Here is a 20,527-nt window from a genome sequence, read left to right as displayed (position 1 = left end):
CCGACGAGCTCATGCCCGCTTGGCCCGCCCGATCCGACGTGGCAGCTCGAAGAGCAGGCTCACGGGCATCCGTCGTCCGATCAGGGCGAAGCCGGTCGAGATCGCGACCGTCGCGGCGAAGATGAGCACCAGGCCGAGCCCCGGGCTGGTGATGCCCGCCTTTGCCGCCAGCCAGCCGAGCGCAGCGAAGACCGGGTAATGGGCGACGTAGTAGATCAGTGAGTACTGACCCACGAAGCGCACCGGTGCGAGCCAGCGCGCCTCAGGGGCCGCGGCGGTGAGACGCACGAGGATCAGGATGCCGAGCATCGCGGGGAGAGCGGAGAGGGGCTCGTACCAGAGCGGTTCGATGAAGCCCGAGTACAGAGCCACGCCGAGCGGGATGATCGCGAGACCGGCGGCGAGGGGCACACTCAGCAGCCCGGCGTACCGGTTCCAGTGCTTCTCGATGAACGCCCCCAGGAAGAAGAAGGGCATCAGGTAGAAGAAGCGCTGCAGCAGCTCGAGATCGGCGGGGATGAGGAACATGGCCGCGAACGGCACCGCGACCATCAGCCAGGCGGGCACCCATCGCAGCAGCAGCGCGATGATGTAGTACGCGAAGATGAACTGCATGAACCACAGGTAGGTGTCCCAGAAGGCGGGCTCCCACGGCATGTGCTTCAGCCCGGGGTCGGCGACCAGCTGCGATGCCGTGTAGATGAACGTCCACACGATGATCGGCCACACGATGCGGCGCACCTTGCCCCACACGTACTTGCCGGCGGGGGCGTTGAGCGAGCCGGCGACGAGCAGTCCGGAGAGGAACATCAGCATCGGCATGCGGAACGGGGCGAAGAACGCGCTGAGGAAGGTGAAGAACTCGGGCACGTCGTCGATCCGGTACGCGACGATCTGCGTGCTGTGGTGCAGGATCACGAGCAGGATCGACAGACCGCGCAGCAGATCCATCCAGCCGATGCGCCGGTCGTGGCGCTCGAGCGCCCGGCTGATGTCGGCACCGCGACCGGTCTGACCGGCGACCGGCGCGAGTGGCTCGGCTGCTGCGGCGTCGCCCGGCTCACCGGGGCGGAGCGCACCGGCGCGCCGCGCCGCTGCTCGGGTCAGAGGGGCCGGCGTGACGGGGGGCTCACTGTGCTCAGACATCCGGGTCAGTATACGAGGGGGCGGCTTCCCGCCGCCTCGCGACGGCGCGCGGTCGCCGGGGTACCCAGCACGACACCCGCTCGCGGTACCGCTCGTACTCCGCTCCGAAACGGGCGGCGAGATCCTTCTCCTCCCACGGGCGGATGAGGTCGTTCCACACGAGCGATCCGCAGAGCGCATACAGGATCACCAGCCACGACCCGCACAGCATCCCGACCGCGACGCCCTGGGCGATGCCGGCCACGGCCATCGGATTCCTGATGTGCCGGTACGGTCCCGTGACCACCAGGCGCGCAGCGGTGGCGCTCGGCAGCGGCGTGCCGTCGCCGGTTCCGGCCATCACGGTGGCAGACCGGATGCCCAGCGCCGACGCCGCCACCAGCAGCACCGCCCCTGCTGCGCGGACGCCCATCGGCATCGCCAGGTGCAGTCCCCAGCGCATCTCGAGCGCGGCGATCGCAGCGGGGACGACCACCAGCGCGCCACCCCAGAAGACGACGATCTGGGCGGCCGTGCGGCGCAGATGCGCACGGGGGGAGGCCGACGACGCGACCCGAGCTCGGAACGGCCCCACCAGCAGCCACTCCGACGGGATCCGGTCGAGTGTCACCAGCAGCAGCGCGCCCAGCGAGCCGATGCTCGCCGCGACCATCGCGAGCGCGCCCCAGCCGGCGAGCCCGGTGACGGTGGCGTAGATGGCCATCGACGCGGTCACCAGCACGGTCCATGACGCTGCCGCTGCGGCGCACCAGCGCAGTCCGAACGCAGCGAGGGCCGACATGACCACGAAGAGAGGGATGTCGAGGAGCGCGACCAGCATGACGGGCAGGCCCCCGAGCGTCGCCTCCCTGACCGCGGAGACGGTGGCGACGCCGACCCACCACAGTGCGCCCGCGGTCGCCTGCAGGGCGAAGTAGACCCGCCCGGCGCGGCGGTCGAGGTGCGAGGTGAGGGTCACATCTCCTCGTGCGTGGACGGATCGCCGTCGAAGAGACGCCCGTCGGGCCGGCCGAGACCGGTGATGGCGTCGACCTCGGCGGCGTCGAGCACGACGGCTGCGGCTTCGAGGTTGGTGCGCTGGTGCTCGGGCGACGACGCCTTCGGGATTGAGACCGTGCCGCGTGCGACATGCCAGGCGATGATCGTCTGCACGGGGGAGATGCCGTGGCTGCGGGCGATCTCGACGATCACCGGCTCGTTCACCACCTCGCGTGCCCGCCCGAGGGGCGACCACGCCTCGGTCAGGATGCCGCGCTCGGCATGGAACGCGAGCGCTTCCTCCTGGGGGAAGTAGGGGTGCACCTCGATCTGGTTCACGACAGGGCGCACGCCGGAGGCGGCCTCGATGCGCTCGAGGTGCTCGGGGAGGAAGTTCGACACGCCGATCTGGCGCACCGTTCCGCGCTGCTGCGCGTCGACGAGCGCCTGCCAGGCCTGCTCGTAGTTCCCCGTGATCGGATTCGGCCAGTGGATGAGGTGGAGGTCGGTGGCGTCGAGGCCGAGGCGGAACCTGCTCTCCTCGATGCTGGTGCGCGCCTTCGCGGTCTCGTGATGACGCCCGGGGAGCTTCGTGGTGACGATGACCTCGGAGCGGTCGACGTCGGATGCCCTGACGCCGGCGCCCACTGCTCCCTCGTTCTCGTAGTTGAACGCCGAGTCGACGAGGCGGTACCCGAGGGCGAGGGCAGCGGTGACCGACTCCGCTCCGGCCGCGCCGTCGAGTCTGTAGGTGCCAAGTCCCACAGCGGGGAGCTCGAATCCGTTGTGGGCGGTGAAGACGGGGGCAGGCGTCATGGGAATCCTCCGAAGGTCGGTCACTGCCAGCCTACGACCGGCCGGCGGGACGTCCGCGTGACAGCATGGAGGAATGGCGAACCCGGCGAGCGATCAGCGCTGTCCCTGCACCAGCGGAGACCTGTTCGGGTCATGCTGCGGTCCTGTGCTGGCATCCGGCTCTGCGCCGACAGCGGTGCGGCTGATGCGCTCCCGGTTCACCGCGTTCGCGGTCGCAGACGTCGACCATCTGCTGCGCACCTGGCATCCGTCCACTCGCCCCGATCGTCTCGACCTCGACGACGAGACCCGCTGGCAGCGCCTCGACATCATCGACCACGTGGCCGGCGGACCCTTCGATGACCGTGGCGTGGTCGAGTTCGAGGCCTTTTACCGCGATGCGGCCGGACGGGGGACTCTGCGCGAGCGCAGCAGCTTCGTGCGCGAGGACCGGCTCTGGCTGTACGTCGACGGTGTGGTCCGCAGCGGTTAGATTTGAGGGGTGAAAGCCAGCCCCGAGCACCAGCGCCGCCTTCTCGACATCGCCGATCTCGATCGGAGGATCGCGCAGGCGGAGCGCGCGCGCACGACACCGGCGCAGGGAGCTCGCATCAACGAGCTGGCCGCGGTACGGCAGCAGCAGCTGGGAGAGCTGACCGCGCTGACGGGTGTGCTCGACGACGCGAAGGCCGAGCTGGCGCGTCTCGAATCCGATGTCGCCCTCGCTGCTCAGCGACGGGACAAGGACGCCGAACGGCTGGCAACGGCGACCGACCCGAAGCAGGCTCAGGCCCTCGAGAACGAGATCGAGAGCCTCGGGCGCCGCATCACGATGCTCGAGGATTCCGAGCTCGATGTGATGGGACGGGTCGAAGAGGCGCAGGCGGCTGTCGATGCGCAGCAGGCTCTGATCGACCAGACCCAGTCGGAGGGCGCGCAGCTGACCGCCGCCGCGAAGGCCGATATGGCGGCGGCGGCGACGGAGGGCGAGCACCTCACGCGCGACCGGGCGGCTGTAGCCGAGAGCGTGCCGGCCGAGCTGCTCGCCGAGTACACGCGCCGGGCCGCGCGCGGCGGCATCGGCGTCGGACTGCTGCGTCGCCGGATCTGCGAGGGCTGTCAGATGGTGCTCGCGGGGAGCGAGCTGAACGCCGTGCGCGCCGCTGCCGCAGACGACGTCGTGTCGTGCCCCGAGTGCGGCGGCATTCTCGTGCGCACCGAGGAATCGGGTCTGTGACGAGCCTCGCGCCGTCGGCGTGACGGCGTCGACGTCGGATGCCGGTGATAGACCGGATGCTGTGACCCGACCCGCCGAGCCGCCGCACGCCCTCGTGGCACGCGCCGAGGCCGGCGGCTGGACGATTGCGCTGTACGCAGACCCCGATGCCGAACCGGCGGTCACCGAGGTGTCGGAAGGCGAACTCGTCGCGCGGGTGCGCGAGCTGGAGGAGCGGGTCTCTCCGCGGTGGACGGTGCGGAGCCTGCGCAGCTTCTATCCGCCCCTGCTCACGGCAGGCGTGCGGCTCCGCCGCGCGCACGATCTGCTGCTGTGCCATGCGATCCTCCGCGACACCGCCTCGCTGTCCAGTCCGCTCCCGGCGTCGGGTCGGTGGCTGAGGGCGGACGATGTCGCGGATGCCGCGATGCAGCCGAGCCTGTTCGATGTCGGTGCTCCCCAGACGGAGCACGGTGAGGGCTTCGACGAGGTGCGTGCGCAGTGGCTGGCGCAGCTGTCCGCGCTCGCTGACGCGCCGGATGCTCGGCTCGCGCTGCTGTGCGCCGCCGAATCGACCGGAGCGCTCATCGCCGAGGAGATGACGGCTGCCGGGCTCCCGTGGAGCACGACCGCCCATCATGGCATCCTCGAGCAGCAGCTCGGTCAGCGCCCGCTGCGCGGCGCGCGGCCGGCGCGCATGGCGAACCTGGCAGCCGAGATCGGCCGTCATCTCGATGATCCGAGCCTGAATCCCGACAGCCCGCCCCGGCTGCTGCGCGCGCTGCACCGGGCCGGAGTGTTCGTCGAGTCGACGTCGCGCTGGGAACTGGCCAGGATCGAGCATCCGGTCGTCGGCCCGCTGCTGGAGTACAAGAAGCTCGCCCGTCTGTTCACCGCGAACGGGTGGGCGTGGCTCGATGAGTGGGTGCGCGACGAGCGGTTCCGCCCCGTCTACCTCACCGGCGGCGTGGTCACAGGGCGCTGGGCGTCATCCGGCGGCGGGGCGCTGCAGATACCCCGGCAGCTGCGCAGCGCGGTGCGGGCGGACGCAGGCTGGACGCTCGTCGACGCCGACGTCGCGCAGCTCGAGCCGCGCATGCTCGCCGCCATGTCGCGCGACGCCGCGATGGTCGAGGCGGCGCGCGGGCGCGACCTGTACGAGGGCGTCGTGCGCTCGGGAGCTGTCGCCACACGGGACGAGGCGAAGTACGCCGTGCTCGGCGCCATGTACGGGGCGACCACGGGCAAGAGCGGTCAGCTGGTGCCTCGGCTGCGCACCGTGTACCCCCGGGCGATGGGGCTCGTCGACGCCGCCGCGCGCACCGGCGAGCAGGGCGGGGTGGTCAGCACGCTGCTCGGCCGCACCTCGCCCCGCCCCGACGATGCGTGGCGACTGGCGCAGTCTCAGGCCAGCGGGCCCGAAGCGGCGGGCCCGGAGGAGAGCCGGGCACGCAGCAGAGCGCGCGACCGGGGTCGCTTCACCCGCAACTTCGTCGTGCAGGGTACCGCCGCAGAGTGGGCGCTGCTGTGGCTCGCCGAGATCCGGCATCGCCTCATGGGGTTGCCCCCGGCACCCAGGCCCGCATCGGCATCGGGGCCGGTCTTCCGCGACCGCCCGCACCTCGCCTTCTTCCTGCACGACGAGGTGATCGTGCATGCACCCGTCGAGCAGGCCGAGGCGGTCGCTCAGATCGTGCGCGACGCCGCCGACGCTGCGACGGCGAGGCTGTTTCCCGGCTTCCCGCTGGATGTCCCGCTCGACGTCCATGTCGCGGAGGACGCGGCGAAGGGCGCGTAGAATCGAGTGGCGAGTGGGTCGGCCGGACGGTCGCGTGGCGCGTGAGCGCACCGAGGAACGTCCGGGCTCCACAGGGCAGGGCGGTGGGTAACACCCACCCGGAGCGATCCGCGAGACAGTGCCACAGAGAGAAGACCGCCCTCATCCTCGTGATGGGGGTAAGGGTGAAAGGGTGGTGTAAGAGACCACCGGGGAGCGTGGTGACACGCTCCGCCAGGTAAACCTCGCCCGGAGCAAGACCAGACAGAGGACGTTGACGCGGCTCGCCGAGTCCTCGGGTAGGTCGCTGGAACGACACGGCAACGTGTCGTCGAGAGAGATGGCCGTCAAGGGAGCGAAGTACTCCTGAACAGAACCCGGCGTACAGGCCGGCCCACTCGCCCTGACACAGCAGAAGGGGCCCGGTCAGTGACCGGGCCCCTTCTGCTGTGCGGTTAGTCGGCCGACAGCGCGGCGGCGCCGATGATGCCGGATGCGTTGCGGTGCACGGCCGCGACGATGGGCGTCTTGAGGTCGAGCAGCGGCAGAAACTTCTCGGGGTGCTTCGAGACGCCTCCGCCGACGACGAACAGGTCGGGGCTGAAGAGGAACTCGACGTGGGAGTAGAACTCCTGAAGGCGCGCCGACCAGTCCTCCCATGACAGGCTCTCGCGCTCCATCGCCGAGTACGCCGTCCAGCGTTCGATGGACTCGCCCTCGTGCGTGAGGTGACCGAGCTCCGTGTTGGGCACCAGCACCCCGTTGTAGAGGAACGCCGAGCCGATCCCGGTGCCGAGCGTGGTCATGATCGTGAGGCCGCGGGCGTCGCGGGCAGCCCCGTGACGGGCCTCGGCGACACCGGCGGCATCGGCGTCGTTCACGAAAGTGATATGACGCCCCAGACCGTCTTCGAAGAACTTCTCGGCCTCGAAGTCGACCCAGTCCTTGGAGATGTTGGCGGCCGAGAGCGTCCTGCCGAACTTGACGATGGCCGGGAATGCGACGCCCAGCGGCAGAGTCGACTCACTGACGCCGAGAGTGCTCAGCACCTCGCGCACCGTTTCGACCACGTCAGCGGGGTGAGCGCCCTCCGGCGTGGGCACCCGGACCCGGTCCGAAGCCAGTGTGCCCGTCTCGAGGTCGACGATGCCCGCCTTGATGCCCGTTCCGCCGATGTCGACGCCGATTGCCTGTGCCATGGCGAATAGCCTAGCGATGCCCGACCCAGCGATTAGGATCGTGACGAGAACCCGACGAAGGAGCTGACATGTCCGACGGCGACGAGAAGTACTGGTACAACCTCAGCACCGGCGAGGTCGAGTTCGGCATGCAGTCCGCCGCCGTCGACCGGGTCGGTCCGTTCGACACCAGAGAGGACGCAGCTCGGGCACCGGAGACCCTCAAGGAGCGCTCGCGGGCCTGGGCCGAAGAGGATGCCGCCGACGACTCCTGGGGGTCCGGTTCGAACTCCCGTTCCCCCGAGTCGGGGGAGTGAGGGTGGACAAGCAGCGCGACTTCGTGCTGCGCACCATCGAGGAGCGCGGCGTCAAGTTCGTCCGACTGTGGTTCACCGACGTGATCGGCACGCTCAAGTCTGTGGCGATCGCCCCGGCCGAGGTCGAGGGGGCTTTCGCAGAGGGCATCGGCTTCGACGGCTCGGCGATCGAGGGCCTCACCCGCACCTACGAGTCCGACCTGCTTGCGCAGCCGGATCCGTCGACCTTCCAGATCCTGCCGTGGCGGGGCGAGGTCGACCCGACGGCGCGCATGTTCTGCGACCTCACCACACCGGACGGCCGTCCCGCGATCTCCGATCCGCGCAACGTCCTGCGGCGCGTGCTGGCGAAGGCCGCGGATGCCGGATTCACCTTCTACACGCATCCCGAGATCGAGTTCTACCTGCTGAAGTCCTCGCAGCTGGGCGCAGAGGGCCCGGTTCCGGTCGACAACGCCGGCTACTTCGACAATGTGCCCGGCGGCACCGCCCACGACTTCCGGCGCAGCGCGGTGCGGATGCTCGAGGACCTCGGCATCTCGGTCGAGTACAGCCATCATGAGGGCGGTCCCGGACAGAACGAGATCGATCTGCGCTACGCCGACGCACTCACCACGGCCGACAACATCATGACGTTCCGGACCGTGGTGAAGGAGGTCGCGATCGAGCAGGGCGTGTATGCGACGTTCATGCCGAAGCCTCTGAACGATCACCCGGGCAGCGGGATGCACACGCACATGTCGCTGTTCGAGGGCGACGTCAACGCGTTCTACGAAGCCGGCGCCGAGTACCAGCTCTCACTCACCGGCCGTCGCTTCATCGCCGGGCTCCTGCGTCACGCCAACGAGATCGCCGCTGTCACGAACCAGTTCGTCAACTCGTACAAACGCCTGTGGGGCGGCGATGAGGCGCCCAGCTTCGTCACCTGGGGTCACGCGAACCGCTCCGCACTCATTCGTGTTCCGATGTACAAGCCGAACAAGGGCCAGTCGACGCGCATCGAGTACCGCGCTCTCGATTCGGCGGCGAACCCCTACCTCGCATACGCCCTGATGCTCGCCGCCGGGCTCAAGGGCATCGAGGAGGAGTACGAGCTGCCGCCCGAGGCCGAGGACAACGTGTGGTCGCTCAGCGACTCCGAGCGACGTGCCCTCGGCTATGCGCCGCTGCCGGCGAGCCTGGATCACGCCCTCGACTACATGAGGGACTCCGAGCTCGTGGCCGAGACGCTCGGCGAGCAGGTCTTCAACTACGTGCTGCTGAACAAGCAGAAGGAGTGGGAGGCATACCGCGGCCAGGTGACGCCGTTCGAGCTCAAGAGCAACCTCGGGCTGCTCTGAGGCGCGGCGATGGCGCGTCCTGATGCGTCCGTGTCGCTGTCCGCGCTCGCGCGGCTCGGCTTCGTCGAGCTGACCGCTGCGTCGGCCGACCTCACCGAACTAGCCGAGCTGACAGGGCTCGAGCGCGTCGACCTCGCTGACGGCATGATCGCGGCGGATCCGGATGCCGCTGTGCGCGGCCTGGTCAACGTCGCGCGCCGCGATGCGGCGCGGGTCACGGCTGTGCTCTCGGAGCCAGCGGCGAGGGAGGCGGCGTGGCGCCTGTTCGGGGCGTCCCGCGCGCTCGGGGCCTTCTTCGAGCGACATCCTCTCCACCTGCGCGCCGACATGCTGCGGCGAACGGATCTGCCGGACGCTGCCGAGCTGACCGCACGGATGCTGACCGCGGTCGACGCGGACGCAGGCTTCGCGCGCGCTGCGGATCCGGTGAGGGCGCTCCGCGTCGCCTACCGATGCTGCTTGAGTGAGATCGCGGCAGCGGATCTCGCTCAGGAGTCGGGCACCGCGGCGATAGCCGACGTCTCCGCCGCTCTCGCGGACGCGGCGGCGGCCGCGCTCGACGCAGCCCTGGCGGTCGCGCGCACGACCGTCGCCGAGACGGGTCGCGCCGGCACCAGGGACGAGATCGCTGCGACCCGCCTGGCGATCATCGGGATGGGCAAGGCAGGTGCGCGTGAGCTGAACTACCTCAGCGACGTCGATGTGATCTTCGTCGCCGGAACCGCCGACGAAGCCGTGATCTCCGAGGCCAAGGCGATCGACATCGCGACCAGATTGGCGCGCGAGACCATGACCGCGCTGAGCGGGATCGACATCGAACCGCCACTGTGGGAGGTGGACGCGGCGCTGCGGCCGGAGGGCAAGCAGGGCGCGCTGGTGCGCTCCCTGGCGTCCCATCTCGCGTATTACGATCGCTGGGCCAAGAGCTGGGAGTTCCAGGCCCTGCTCAAGGCCCGTCCGCTCGCCGGGGACGCCGCTCTCGGCGCCGACTACATCGCGGCCGTCCAGCCCAAGGTGTGGACGAGCGCCGAGCGAGAGGACTTCGTCGAGAGCGTGCAGCGCATGCGCGAGCGCGTCACCGACCACATCCCCGCCGATGACGTGCCCTTCCAGATCAAGCTCGGGCCCGGCGGGTTGCGCGACATCGAGTTCACCGTGCAGCTGCTGCAGCTCGTGCACGGGCTCACAGACGAGAGCATCCGCACACGGGGCACCCTCGAGTCGCTCGACGCCCTGGTCGAGGGCGGCTACATTGGGCGCGCGGAGGCGAGCGCGTTCGGTGAGCAGTACCGCATCCTGCGTCTACTCGAGCATCGCCTGCAGCTGCACGACCTCACCAGGACGCACCTCATGCCGCGCGATGACGAGGGCATGCGCCGCCTGGCCCGCGCCACCGCGCTGGCCGACAGCGCCTCGGGTCTCCAGGCCGTCTGGGACGATGTGCGGCGTGCGGTGCGCGATCAGCACGTGCGCCTGTTCTATCGCCCGATGCTGTCGGCCGTCGCCTCGCTGCCGGCCGAGGAGCGCACGCTCTCGACATCGCAGGCCGGATCCCGCCTGGCCGCCATCGGGTTCCGCGACCCCGCGGGCGCACTGCGTCACATCGCAGCACTGACATCGGGCCTCAGCCGCAAGGCGACCATCCAGAAGCACCTCATGCCCGTGATGCTGCGCTGGTTCGCCGACGGCAGCGATCCCGACTACGGCCTGATCGCCTTCCGGCGGATCAGCGAGCGGCTCGGGGACACGCACTGGTTCCTGGGGATGCTGCGCGACTCATCCGGCGCCGCCGAGCGGCTGACCCGCCTGCTCTCGAGCTCGCGGTACGTCGGGGAGCTGATGGAGTGGATCCCCGAGTCCGTGGCATGGCTGGACGCGCCGTCCGCGCTCCGCCCGCGCGGCGGCGCCGCACTGGACGAAGAGGCCCGCGCGATCCAGACGCGGCACGCGACCACGAAGGCCGCCCTGCGGGCGGTGCGGGCGCTGCGACGGCGCGAGCTGCTGCGCACCGCGATGGCCGCCGTGCTCGATCAGTTCGGCGTCGACGAGATGGCGAGGGCGCTCACCGAGATCACGGAGGCGACCATCCAGGCGGCGCTGCGCGCGGTGCGGCGCGAGATCGTGCCGCCGGAGGACGACGCGATGGACTTCTCGATCATCGCCATGGGCCGCTTCGGCGGGGCGGAGCTCGGCTTCGGCTCCGATGCCGACGTGCTGTTCATCTACGACCCGAACGGCGTCGACCCGCAGCGCGCCCAGCAGTATGCGGCGAAGATCGTCGCGGGCCTGCGCGAGCATCTCGCCGACCAGCGCGTGCCGCTGGAGCTCGACGCCGATCTGCGCCCGGAGGGACGCAACGGGCCGATCGTGCGGACGATCGAGGCGTATACGCAGTACTACCGGCGCTGGTCGCTGTCATGGGAGGCCCAGGCGCTGCTGCGTGCGCGTGGCATCGCGGGCAGCGTGAAGCTGATCGCCCGCTTCACCGAGCTCGCCGACAGCATCCGCTACCCAGAGAGCGTGTCGCTTCAGGATGTGCGCGAGATCAAGCGCATCAAGGCCCGTGTCGAGGGGGAGCGGCTGCCGCAGGGCGCCGATCCGCGACGGCACCTCAAGCTCGGGCCCGGCACCCTCAGTGATGTCGAGTGGATGGTGCAGGTGCTGCAGCTGCAGCACGGCCACCGGGTGCCCGATCTTCGCACGACGTCGACACTGCAGGCGCTGGATGCCGCGGTGCTGGCGGACCTGATACCTGCGGACGACGCCGAGAGGCTGCGCGAGGCGTGGGTGCTCGCCAGCCGGCTGCGTTCGGCGATGACGCTGCTGACGGGGCAGACGAAGGACGTGCTGCCCGCCGAGATCCGAGAGCTCGACGGCGTCGGGCGACTTCTGGGATATCCTGACCGCGCTGCGACCGTGCTCGAAGAGGACTATCTCCGGGTCACGCGACGGGCGCGAAGGGTGTTCGAGAAGCATTTCTACGGCTGATCATCAGCCGAGGCGGAGGGGGAGCACGATGGCTCAGCGTTTCGGAATCGTCTGGAATCCGACCAAGATCGACGGCGACGCGCTTCGGGATGCGGTGACAGCGGCGGTCCCCGAGGACACCGAGCTCATGTGGTGGGAGACGGCTGCCGACGATCCGGGTCGTGCGATGGCCACCGAGGCGGTGCGCGCGGACTGCGATGTCGTCCTCGCCGTCGGCGGTGACGGCACGGTGCGCACGGTGGCCGAGGTCCTCGCCTCGGCGGGGGAGCAGGCGCCGGCCCTCGGCATCGTCCCCCAGGGCACAGGGAACCTGCTGGCCCGCAACCTCGGCATCCCGCTCGGCAGCATCCCCAAGGCGCTGAATGTGATCGCCGCCGGCAATGAGCGCCGAATCGACATGGGCTGGACCCGCACCGACGACGCCGAGACCGAGACCGGGTTCCTTGTCATGGTCGGATTCGGCCTCGATGCGCACATGCTCGCCGAGACCGACGACGACCTCAAGGACAAGGCAGGGTGGCTCGCGTACGTGGCGGCCATGGGACGCGCGGTGACGGCGTCGGAGACGGTCGACTTCCACATCACGCTCGACGACGGCGAGGAGCAGACGCTCAGCGGGCACACGCTGCTCATCGGCAACTGCGGCGACATCCAGGGCGGCGTCACCCTGCTGCCCGATGCGGTGGTCGACGACGGGCGCCTGGATCTGCTGCTCATCAGCGCCGAGAACGTCACCCAGTGGATGCAGACGCTGCGCACGGTGGTCTGGGACAACGGCATCCGTCGGCTGCTCGGCGGCGACGACGAGACCGTCAGCATCGACTTCGCGCAGCACCTGACGGGGCAGGAGATCGCCGTCACCCTGCCCAGCCCGGTGCCCTTCGAGATCGACGGCGAAGAGGCGGGCGAGATCTCGACGCTCGCCGTGCGCGTGCAGCCGGGAGCCTTGCGCGTCCTCTGCTGACACGACGCGCCCCCGCAGTGCCGGGTCTCTCACGCGAGAAACCACTTCCCGCACGAGGAACACGTTCAGACGTGGTCTCTCGCGAAGGAAGTGGCTTCTCAGAGCGCCGGATCGGCGGCGGTGGGACTACACCCCGAAGTAGAGCTCGAACTCGTACGGGTGGGGACGCTGCGCCATCGGCAGGATCTCCTTCTCGTACTTGTACTCGATCCACGTGTCGATGAGCTCCTGCGTGAACACGCCGCCCTCGAGCAGGAAGTCGTGGTCGTTGCGCAGCGCCTCGAGGGAGTCGAGCAGCGAGTTCGGCACCTGCGGGATGTTGGCGGCCTCCTCCGGGGGCAGCTCGTACAGGTCCTTGTCGATGGGCTCCATCGGCTCGATGCGGTTCTTGATGCCGTCGAGGCCGGCCATCAGCTGAGCGGCGAACGCGAGATACGGGTTCGACGAGGCGTCGGGCACGCGGAACTCGATGCGCTTGGCCTTCGGGTTCGAGCCGGTGAGCGGGATGCGGATGGCGGCCGAGCGGTTGCCCGCGGAGTAGGCCAGGTTCACGGGCGCCTCGAAGTGCTTGACCAGGCGGTGGTAGCTGTTGAGGGTCGGGTTGGTGAAGGCGAGCACGGCGTGCGCGTGCTTGAGCAGGCCGCCGATGTACCACCGGGCGATGTCGCTGAGCTGGCCGTAGCCGGCCTCGTCGAAGAACAGCGGCTTGCCGTCGAGCCACAGCGACTGGTGCGTGTGCATGCCCGAGCCGTTGTCGCCGAACAGCGGCTTGGGCATGAACGTGACGGTCTTGCCCCATTCCTCAGCCGTGTTCTTGACGATGTACTTGAACTTCAGGATGTCGTCGGCCGCGCTGACCATCGTGTCGAAGCGGTAGTTGATCTCCTGCTGACCGGCGGTGCCCACCTCGTGATGCGAGCGCTCGAGCTGGAAGCCCGAGTCGATCAGGCGCAGCGTCATGTCGTCGCGCAGGTCTGCGGTCTTGTCGACCGGGGCGACCGGGAAGTAGCCGCCCTTGAACGGCGTCTTGTTGCCCAGGTTGCCGCCCTCCTCCTCGCGGCCGGAGTTCCACGCAGCCTCTTCGGAGTCGACCTTGTAGAAGCTCTCTCCGGCGGTGACCGAGTAGCGCACGTCGTCGAAGATGTAGAACTCCGCCTCGGGGGCGAAGAACGCCGTGTCGGCGATGCCGGTGGAGGCGAGGTACTTCTCGGCCTTCTTGGCGACCTGACGCGGGTCCTTGCTGTAGATCTCGCCGGTGCGGGGGTTGTAGATGTCGAAGACCATCACGAGCGTCTTCGCAGTGCGGAACGGGTCGATGTACGCCGTCGTGACGTCGGGGATGAGCTGCATGTCCGACTCGTGGATGCTCGCGAAGCCGCGGATGGACGAGCCGTCGAAGAGCTGGCCGTCGCGGAAGAAGTCGTCGTCGACGGTCGCGGCGGGGATGTTGAAGTGCTGCTGGACCCCGGGAAGGTCGGTGAATCGGATGTCGAGGAACTTGACGTCGTTCTCCTCGATGTAGCGGATGACCTCTGCGGGCTCTGTGAACATGTACGACTCCTGATCGGGTATCGGTTGCATCAACCTTACGCAGAATATGCGCGCGGGATTTCCCCGTCGTGTCCGCTGTGTTTCGGGCATGTTACAGCCGCTCGATAGGCTGGACGGGTGAGTGACTACCCCGGCGAACGCCTCGGACTGCCCGTCTCGGGACCGGGGAGCATCGCCCGCCCCGCCCGTCGGATCTGGGCCCTGCTGATCGACTACTTCGCGGCCACCGTCATCGCGATGGGCTTTCTGGGGTACGACCCGCTCGAGCTGCCCGCCGAGGCCGGCTGGCGGCAGTTCGCGCCGATGATGGTGTTCGCCGTGCTGCAGGTCGTGTTCCTGGCGACGGCGAACGGCAGCCCCGGGCACCGGATGCTCGGCATGCGCGTGCAGCGAGTGGACGGCGCCTGGGTGGGCCTGTGGCGACCGGTCGTGCGGACCCTGCTGCTGGTCTTCGTCATTCCGGCCGTGATCTGGGATGCCGATCAGCGTGGCCTGCACGACAAGCTCGCCGGCACGGTGCTGGTCCGCTCGTAGGCGTCAGCGCCGAGTCGGCGTCGTCGACGGAGTCAGCGTCCGCGGTTGCGCTGGCGCATCTCGCGCGGCGCTCGACCGCCGAGGAAAGACCGGGCGGGATCCACGAGGAACCCCTGCCTCAGCGCCTCGCGGCCGATCAGCATCCGGAATCCCATCTCATCCCGGTTGGTGAGGGTGATCTCGGCATCCACGTCACGACCGACCAGTCGCACGGGCATCGTGACCACGATCCGATGCTCGGTGTGACCGGACGAGCTGCGCACGGCGCGGCGGTCGTGCACCCGTGCCTCGTGGATCACGGCGTCATCGGTGCTGTCCTGCCAGGGGTACACGGTGAAGCGCACCCACTCCTCGTCGTCGCGGTCGAACTCGACGACGTCGAAGGCGTGCAGCGAGGATGTGCGGGCGCCGGTGTCGATCTTGGCCTTGAGCCAGTCGATCCCAAGATCCGGAAGCCCGACCCACTCTCGCCAACCCGTGGACGTGTTTGAATGAGAGGACCGTGTCACTCCTACATCCTGGCAGGAAACATCTGTGAAGATCGCCGTCCTCTCGCGCGCCCCGCACTCGTACTCGACGCAGCGACTTCGTGCCGCCGCGCAGCAGCGCGGACACAACGTGAAGGTGCTGAACACCCTGCGCTTCGCGATCGATCTCACCGCTGACGCACCTGACCTGTTCTTCCGCGGCAAGCAGCTCAGCGACTACGACGCGATCCTGCCCCGCATCGGCAACTCGATCACGTACTTCGGCACCGCTGTCGTGCGCCAGTTCGAGCAGATGGACGTGTACACGCCGAACACGGCGAACGGCATCTCCAGCGCGCGCGACAAGCTGCGCGCGAATCAGATCCTCTCGAGGCACAACATCGCCATGCCCGCGACCGCATTCGTGCGCAACCGTGCCGACGTGCGTCCCGCCATCGAGCGCGTCGGCGGGGCTCCCGTCGTGATCAAGCTGCTCGAGGGCACCCAGGGCATCGGCGTGATCCTCGCCCCGCAGGTCAAGGTCGCCGAGGCCATCATCGAGACCCTGCACTCGACCAAGCAGAACGTGCTCATCCAGAAATTCATCGCCGAGAGTCGAGGGCGCGACATCCGCGCCCTCGTGGTCGGCGACCGCGTCGTGGCCGCCATGCGCCGTGTCGCGGACGGCGACGAGTTCCGCTCGAACGTGCACCGCGGCGGACGGGTCGAGCCGGTCACCCTCGACCCGGTGTACGAGCAGACGGCCGTCCGCTCGGCGCAGATCATGGGGCTGCGCGTCGCCGGCGTCGACATGCTCGAGAGCGACGACGGACCTCTGGTCATGGAGGTCAACTCGTCGCCCGGCCTTCAGGGCATCGAGGCCGCGACGAAGCTCGACGTCGCCGGCGCCATCATCGACTACATCGCGAATCAGGTCGCCTTCCCCGACATCGACATCCGTCAGCGCCTCAGCGTTTCGACGGGCTACGGCGTCGCCGAGCTGCTCATCCACTCCGGCGCCGAGCAGGTCGGCATGAAGCTCGGAGATCTGGGGCTGTGGGACCGGGACATCACCGTGCTGACCCTGCATCGAGGCGTCAGCGTGATCCCGAATCCGCGCAAGCACGTGGTGCTCGAGGCCGAGGATCGTCTGCTGTGCTTCGGCAAGCTCGAGGAGATGCGCTCCATGATCCCGGAGAAGCGTCGCCGGCGACCGCGCGTTCGCCGGCTGCCCAAGGAGCCCCTGGGAGAGTGAGATGCGACAGACGGCTCCTCTCGGGATGAGAGGAGCCGTCTGTCGAATGCGCGCGGTGCGGGATCAGCGAGGCCGCTGAGAGCGCACGCGCGTCGGGTCGATGCCCTTAGGGATCGGCAGCGACGACAGCGACTGCGACACCGACTCGACGCGGCGGATGACCGCCGCCATCGTGGCCTTGTCGATCGCCTTCGGAAGCTTCTTGATGGTCTTCGACAGGTCGGCGATGGCGACGTCGTCGTCACCGTGTCCGACATAGAGGACCGTGACCGGCACGCCGTGGGCGACGCGCTGCGCCTTCTGGCGCTCCTCGTTCACGAGCCGGGTCAGGCGACCGCGGGCTCCCTCGCCGACGATGACGATGCCGCCGCGGCCGACCACGCGGTAGACGGCCTCCTGCGTCTTCGGGTTGATCCCGACAGGGGTGTCGGATGCCGACCAGCTGCGCCCGAGGCTGGTGCTCAGCACGTGGCCGCTGGCTCCGGGCATCCCGTCGATCTTGGCGTACATGGCCTTGGTCGACAGACGCGTCATCAGGAACATCGCGCCGAGAACACCGAACATGAGGCCGGTGAAGCCCCAGAGGATGAGGCCGAGCACAGAGGCGCCGCTGATGAGGTAGCCGATGATCAGACCGATCAGCACACCCGCGATGAGAATGGCGATCTGCGCCCACGGCAGCCAGCCGTACACGTCCCGCGTGAAACGGAACAGGGAACGGATCTGCGAGAAGAAGCCGGGCCGCTTCTCGGTGACGGGAGCACTCTTTGCCATGCGTACAGCCTACCGATTCCGTGATGCACGTTCTTCCTGCACAGCAGCCCGAACGGCCCATTCCGTCCCCAGACCGCGGATTCCAGGCCCAGCGGTCGTCGCCGAGCGCTGAGATGGTCGGATGGATGAGACGGCAGTGCTGGCGCCGGAGGCGCATCGCGGGATCCGGCTGCTCGACCCACGGGAGTCCGCGTACCCCGGCGAGCTGATCACCGACGGCGAGCGGCGAGCGGTGCGCGTGCCCGCCGAATCGGTGCCGGAGGTGCTCTGGGCCTTCGCGGGGGCTGAGCACGTCGCCGGAGTGGGCGACGTGCTTCGCAGATCCGACGGCCACGATGCTCTGCTCCCGTGGTGCGCGGACCGCGTCGAGGCGTTCCTCGGCCGTCGTGCCGTCGGGGAGACGGGGCTGTCGACGGGGGAGACGGTGACACTGGTCGGCAGCATGCTGCGCGGGATCGTCGAGGTGGGGGACCGGGCGGTGGCAGGCCAGTGGTGGCTGACCGACGACGCCCGTCCGCTGTTCGCGCCGGGCGAGGGCGCAGGGTGCTCAGAGTCTGCCGTGGCCCTCATCGCCCGGCTGCGCGAGGGCTGTGCGGACCGCGCGATGGACCGCCTGCTCGCCCGCGTCGCCACCGCCGCAGGGGACCCGCGGGTCGTGCGTCGCTCCCTCGAGCAGTGGGAGCGCGAGCTGACCGATCTCGCCGCACCGAAGCCGCTGCTGCGTGAGGCGTTCGCTCCCGAGCGAGTTGCGGCGATCGAGGCGCACCTGGTGCGGCTGCCGGGCGACGCGCAGTCGCCGGCCGCTCCGCGCGACCGTCTGCGACAGGCGGGGCAGCGCGCATTCGAGCTGGCGATGCGGCTGCGCGAGACGATCGGCGATCGGCGGGCACGCCGAGGGCACGTCGACGCGCCCGCTGCGGATCGGGTCTCTGCGACTCCCGCGCGTGCGGGGAGGGGCAGGATGCTGCTGGCCGGCGGGGCCGTTGCGGGCGTCGTGCTCATCGGCGGCCTGCTGTGGCCGTCGTCAGAGCAGGACTCATCGGCGTCCGAGCGCGTCGCCGATGAGGCGACCGTCGACCAGGGGACTCAGGATGCGAGCGCCGAGTCCCGCACGTCGGAGGGGGTGCCGACGCAGAAGAACGCTCACCCGTCGTCAGGTGCGGAGGCTGATGCGGTCACGGACGGCTCCGCGCAGCAGCACGCCGCCGTGCTCCTCGCAGCGATCGCCGACTGCGCGGACCAGGGAGATGCGGCATGCGCGGACTCGGTCGTCGACGGGGCAGGGGCTCTCGTGCAGGAGCGCCTCGCCGGCGCGGGCGAGGGCCGGACGATCACGGCCGTCGAGGACTATGGCGACGTCAGCGTGCTGCGCCTGGGGGCGTCAGGGCAGCGAGGCGAGCAGATGCTCGTGCTCGTCGCCCACGAAGACGGATGGCTGGTCCGCGACGTGTACGACGTCGCGGACCAGCCATCGGATCGGGGCTGAGCGGGGTCAGATCCCGAGGTTCGCAGCGAACTCCGCCGACTCGAGGCGGGTCTTGATCGCGCCGAGGAAGCGAGCCGCGTCCGCGCCATCGATCGTGCGGTGGTCGTACGAGATCGCCAGGTAGACGTACGAGCGGACGGCGATGGCATCCACTCCGTCGACGGTGACCACGCCGGGGCGCTTGAAGACGACGCCGGTGCCGAGGATCGCCGACTGAGGCAGGAACACCAGAGGCGTGTCGAACAGCGCGCCGCGCGAACCCGTGTTGGTCACCGTGAAGGTGCCGCCTGCGAGCTCGTCCGGCTTCAGCTTGTTGTCGCGGGTGCGCGCCGCGAGATCGGCGATCTCCTGAGCCAGCTGGGCGATGTTCTTCGTGCCCGCATCGCGCACGACCGGGGTGAGCAGGCCGCGCTCGGTGTCGACCGCGATCGAGATGTTCTCGGTCGCCGGGTAGACGATCGAGTCGCCGTCGACGGTCGAGTTGATGATCGGGAAGGCCTGCAGCGCCTCGGCGGCCGCAAGGGTGAAGAACGGCAGGAACGACAGCTTCGCGCCCGTCTTCTGGTTGAACTCGTCCTTCTTCGCGTTGCGGAACGCCGCGAGCTTCGTGACGTCCACCTCGACGAAGGTGGTGAGCTGAGCGGTCTGCTGCATCGAGGCGACAGCGCGCTCGGCGACGACCTTGCGCAGACGCGACATCTTCTGGGTGGTGCCGCGCAGGGGCGAGACCTCCAGCGGCGCCGCTGCCGGAGCGGCCGCCTCGGCGGCGGGAGCCTGCGACTTCGACTCGGCGGCCTTGAGGACGTCCTCCTTGCGGATGCGTCCGCCGACGCCGGTGCCGGTGATCGTCGACAGGTCGATGCCCTGCTGGCTGGCCAGGCGGCGCACGAGCGGCGTGACGTACAGCGAGTCCGAGTCGGCAGCGGGTGCCTCCGCGGCCGGAGCGGGAGCGGCCGGGGCCGCGGCGGGAGCCGGAGCGGCCGGAGCAGCAGGAGCCTCAGCGGCGGGAGCCGGAGCGGCGGGAGCGGGTGCCGGAGCGGCTGCCTCGGCGGCCGGAGCCGGAGCCTCGGCGGCCGGAGCCGGAGCGGGAGCCTCGGCGGCGGGTGCGGCCGCCGGTGCTCCGGAGCCGATGCGTGCCAGCACGGCGCCGACCTCGACGGTCTCGTCCTCGGCCGCCAGGATCTCCTGCAGCTTTCCCGCGACGGGCGACGGGATCTCGGTGTCGACCTTGTCGGTCGAGATCTCGAGCAGCGCCTCGTCGACTGCGACATCGTCGCCGACCTGCTTCAGCCAGCGGGTCACGGTGCCCTCGGTGACGCTCTCACCCAGCTCGGGGAGGACGACGTCGGTGGCATCGCCGGATGCGGCCGCTGCCGGTGCCGCCTCCGCAGCAGGGGTCTCCTGTGCTGCCGGTGCCTGCGCAGCCGGCGCCTCGGCAGCCGGTGCCTCTGCGGCCGGAGCAGCCTCTGCGGCCGGCTCCTCTGCGGCGGGTGCTTCTCCGCCCGACGCCGCGCCGCTGCCGTCGCCGATGCGCGCGAGCAGCGCGCCGACCTCGACGGTCTCGTCCTCGGCGACGAGGATCTCCTCGATGACACCGCTGACGGGGGACGGGATCTCGGTGTCGACCTTGTCGGTCGAGATCTCCAGCAGGCCCTCGTCGGCCTGCACTGTGTCGCCGACCTGCTTCAGCCAGCGAGTGACCGTGCCCTCGGTGACGCTCTCCCCGAGTGCGGGAAGGACCACGGCTGTGCTCATGTCGAG

18 protein-coding genes and 1 other RNA gene are annotated in these 20,527 nt (G+C 69.5%); 11 read left to right on the top strand and 8 right to left on the bottom strand.

Going from position 1 to position 20,527, the window contains the following annotated elements; all coding sequences use genetic code 11:
* Positions 1–9 precede the first annotated feature (9 nt).
* Genes FVO59_RS14660 through FVO59_RS14650 form a run of 3 tightly spaced genes read right to left on the bottom strand, consistent with a single transcriptional unit; the run spans position 10 to position 2,940 of the window.
* Positions 10–1,146: an acyltransferase family protein gene (locus FVO59_RS14660; protein ID WP_182253287.1), complete on the bottom strand. Its 1,137-nt coding sequence runs from the start codon at positions 1,144–1,146 to the stop codon at positions 10–12.
* Positions 1,139–2,104, bottom strand: coding sequence for a methyltransferase family protein (locus FVO59_RS14655; protein ID WP_259363271.1), 966 nt, complete (start codon positions 2,102–2,104; stop codon positions 1,139–1,141). The genes FVO59_RS14660 and FVO59_RS14655 overlap by 8 nt, the downstream gene beginning before the upstream one ends.
* The gene (locus FVO59_RS14650; protein WP_182253286.1) at positions 2,101–2,940 is read right to left on the bottom strand and encodes an aldo/keto reductase; all 840 of its coding nucleotides are present in this window, start codon (positions 2,938–2,940) and stop codon (positions 2,101–2,103) included. The genes FVO59_RS14655 and FVO59_RS14650 overlap by 4 nt, the downstream gene beginning before the upstream one ends.
* Positions 2,941–3,013: 73 nt before the next feature.
* Here FVO59_RS14650 and FVO59_RS14645 point away from each other — a divergent pair, with 73 nt between their 5' ends.
* The 4 genes from FVO59_RS14645 to rnpB all read left to right on the top strand — a co-directional run bounded on the left by FVO59_RS14645 (position 3,014) and on the right by rnpB (position 6,313).
* The gene (locus FVO59_RS14645) at positions 3,014–3,412 is read left to right on the top strand and encodes a YchJ family protein (protein WP_182253285.1); all 399 of its coding nucleotides are present in this window, start codon (positions 3,014–3,016) and stop codon (positions 3,410–3,412) included.
* 9 nt (positions 3,413–3,421) lie between these two features.
* Entirely contained in the window at positions 3,422–4,156 is a 735-nt protein-coding gene (locus FVO59_RS14640) for a zinc ribbon domain-containing protein (protein WP_182253284.1), read from the top strand.
* A gap of 61 nt (positions 4,157–4,217) precedes the next feature.
* Positions 4,218–5,933, top strand: coding sequence for a bifunctional 3'-5' exonuclease/DNA polymerase (locus FVO59_RS14635; RefSeq protein WP_259363270.1), 1,716 nt, complete (start codon positions 4,218–4,220; stop codon positions 5,931–5,933).
* A 14-nt stretch (positions 5,934–5,947) separates the two neighbouring features.
* Positions 5,948–6,313, top strand: an RNA gene (gene rnpB / locus FVO59_RS14630) — RNase P RNA component class A.
* A gap of 54 nt (positions 6,314–6,367) precedes the next feature.
* Here rnpB and ppgK read toward each other — a convergent pair.
* A complete protein-coding gene (gene ppgK, locus FVO59_RS14625; protein ID WP_182253283.1) occupies positions 6,368–7,111 on the bottom strand; it encodes a polyphosphate--glucose phosphotransferase in 744 nt (247 codons plus the stop codon).
* A 68-nt stretch (positions 7,112–7,179) separates the two neighbouring features.
* On the opposite strand from ppgK, the gene FVO59_RS14620 reads away from it, so the two are divergent.
* From FVO59_RS14620 to FVO59_RS14605, 4 genes are read left to right on the top strand one after another with little or no spacing between them, the layout of a single operon-like run.
* Positions 7,180–7,407 (top strand): SPOR domain-containing protein, encoded by a 228-nt coding sequence (locus tag FVO59_RS14620; protein WP_182253282.1) that lies wholly within the window; start codon positions 7,180–7,182, stop codon positions 7,405–7,407.
* 2 nt (positions 7,408–7,409) lie between these two features.
* The gene (locus FVO59_RS14615; protein ID WP_182253281.1) at positions 7,410–8,747 is read left to right on the top strand and encodes a glutamine synthetase family protein; all 1,338 of its coding nucleotides are present in this window, start codon (positions 7,410–7,412) and stop codon (positions 8,745–8,747) included.
* Positions 8,748–8,756: 9 nt separating this feature from the next.
* Positions 8,757–11,735 (top strand): bifunctional [glutamine synthetase] adenylyltransferase/[glutamine synthetase]-adenylyl-L-tyrosine phosphorylase, encoded by a 2,979-nt coding sequence (locus FVO59_RS14610; RefSeq protein ID WP_182253280.1) that lies wholly within the window; start codon positions 8,757–8,759, stop codon positions 11,733–11,735.
* 28 nt (positions 11,736–11,763) lie between these two features.
* Positions 11,764–12,699, top strand: coding sequence for a diacylglycerol/lipid kinase family protein (locus FVO59_RS14605; RefSeq protein ID WP_182253279.1), 936 nt, complete (start codon positions 11,764–11,766; stop codon positions 12,697–12,699).
* Between the two features lie 126 nt (positions 12,700–12,825).
* Here the strand turns inward: FVO59_RS14605 and glnA are convergent, their stop codons facing one another.
* Positions 12,826–14,250 (bottom strand): type I glutamate--ammonia ligase, encoded by a 1,425-nt coding sequence (glnA, locus tag FVO59_RS14600; protein ID WP_182253278.1) that lies wholly within the window; start codon positions 14,248–14,250, stop codon positions 12,826–12,828.
* A 117-nt stretch (positions 14,251–14,367) separates the two neighbouring features.
* Between glnA and FVO59_RS14595 the strand changes: the two genes are divergently transcribed.
* Positions 14,368–14,784, top strand: a complete 417-nt coding sequence (locus FVO59_RS14595) for an RDD family protein (RefSeq protein WP_182253277.1) — start codon at positions 14,368–14,370, stop codon at positions 14,782–14,784.
* Positions 14,785–14,816: 32 nt separating this feature from the next.
* Here the strand turns inward: FVO59_RS14595 and FVO59_RS14590 are convergent, their stop codons facing one another.
* Positions 14,817–15,293 (bottom strand): ATP-dependent zinc protease family protein, encoded by a 477-nt coding sequence (locus tag FVO59_RS14590; RefSeq protein WP_182253276.1) that lies wholly within the window; start codon positions 15,291–15,293, stop codon positions 14,817–14,819.
* Positions 15,294–15,318: 25 nt separating this feature from the next.
* On the opposite strand from FVO59_RS14590, the gene FVO59_RS14585 reads away from it, so the two are divergent.
* Positions 15,319–16,506: a RimK family alpha-L-glutamate ligase gene (locus tag FVO59_RS14585; protein WP_182253275.1), complete on the top strand. Its 1,188-nt coding sequence runs from the start codon at positions 15,319–15,321 to the stop codon at positions 16,504–16,506.
* 63 nt (positions 16,507–16,569) lie between these two features.
* Here the strand turns inward: FVO59_RS14585 and FVO59_RS14580 are convergent, their stop codons facing one another.
* Positions 16,570–17,280 (bottom strand): DUF4191 domain-containing protein, encoded by a 711-nt coding sequence (locus tag FVO59_RS14580; RefSeq protein WP_182253274.1) that lies wholly within the window; start codon positions 17,278–17,280, stop codon positions 16,570–16,572.
* A 121-nt stretch (positions 17,281–17,401) separates the two neighbouring features.
* Between FVO59_RS14580 and FVO59_RS14575 the strand changes: the two genes are divergently transcribed.
* Positions 17,402–18,766 (top strand): hypothetical protein, encoded by a 1,365-nt coding sequence (locus FVO59_RS14575; RefSeq protein ID WP_182253273.1) that lies wholly within the window; start codon positions 17,402–17,404, stop codon positions 18,764–18,766.
* 6 nt (positions 18,767–18,772) lie between these two features.
* On the opposite strand, the gene sucB is transcribed toward FVO59_RS14575, so the two are convergent.
* Positions 18,773–20,521 carry a 2-oxoglutarate dehydrogenase, E2 component, dihydrolipoamide succinyltransferase gene (gene sucB, locus FVO59_RS14570; RefSeq protein WP_182253272.1) on the bottom strand — a complete coding sequence of 583 codons (1,749 nt, stop codon included), beginning with the start codon at positions 20,519–20,521 and terminating at the stop codon, positions 18,773–18,775.
* Positions 20,522–20,527: the final 6 nt, after the last annotated feature.

The organism is Microbacterium esteraromaticum, from assembly GCF_014084045.1.
Classification (GTDB): domain Bacteria; phylum Actinomycetota; class Actinomycetes; order Actinomycetales; family Microbacteriaceae; genus Microbacterium; species Microbacterium esteraromaticum_D.
The sequence above is the reverse complement of the archived record's forward strand: the minus strand, read 5'-3'. Positions and strand labels throughout refer to the sequence as shown.

Coding starts and splice junctions, on each gene's coding strand:
- FVO59_RS14660 (WP_182253287.1), bottom strand. CDS start 1,146: ATGTCTGAGCACAGTGAGCCCCCCGTCACGCCGGCCCCTCTGACCCGA.
- FVO59_RS14650 (WP_182253286.1), bottom strand. CDS start 2,940: ATGACGCCTGCCCCCGTCTTCACCGCCCACAACGGATTCGAGCTCCCC.
- FVO59_RS14645 (WP_182253285.1), top strand. CDS start 3,014: ATGGCGAACCCGGCGAGCGATCAGCGCTGTCCCTGCACCAGCGGAGAC.
- ppgK (WP_182253283.1), bottom strand. CDS start 7,111: ATGGCACAGGCAATCGGCGTCGACATCGGCGGAACGGGCATCAAGGCG.
- FVO59_RS14620 (WP_182253282.1), top strand. CDS start 7,180: ATGTCCGACGGCGACGAGAAGTACTGGTACAACCTCAGCACCGGCGAG.
- FVO59_RS14610 (WP_182253280.1), top strand. CDS start 8,757: ATGGCGCGTCCTGATGCGTCCGTGTCGCTGTCCGCGCTCGCGCGGCTC.
- FVO59_RS14605 (WP_182253279.1), top strand. CDS start 11,764: ATGGCTCAGCGTTTCGGAATCGTCTGGAATCCGACCAAGATCGACGGC.
- glnA (WP_182253278.1), bottom strand. CDS start 14,250: ATGTTCACAGAGCCCGCAGAGGTCATCCGCTACATCGAGGAGAACGAC.
- FVO59_RS14580 (WP_182253274.1), bottom strand. CDS start 17,280: ATGGCAAAGAGTGCTCCCGTCACCGAGAAGCGGCCCGGCTTCTTCTCG.
- FVO59_RS14575 (WP_182253273.1), top strand. CDS start 17,402: ATGGATGAGACGGCAGTGCTGGCGCCGGAGGCGCATCGCGGGATCCGG.
- sucB (WP_182253272.1), bottom strand. CDS start 20,521: ATGAGCACAGCCGTGGTCCTTCCCGCACTCGGGGAGAGCGTCACCGAG.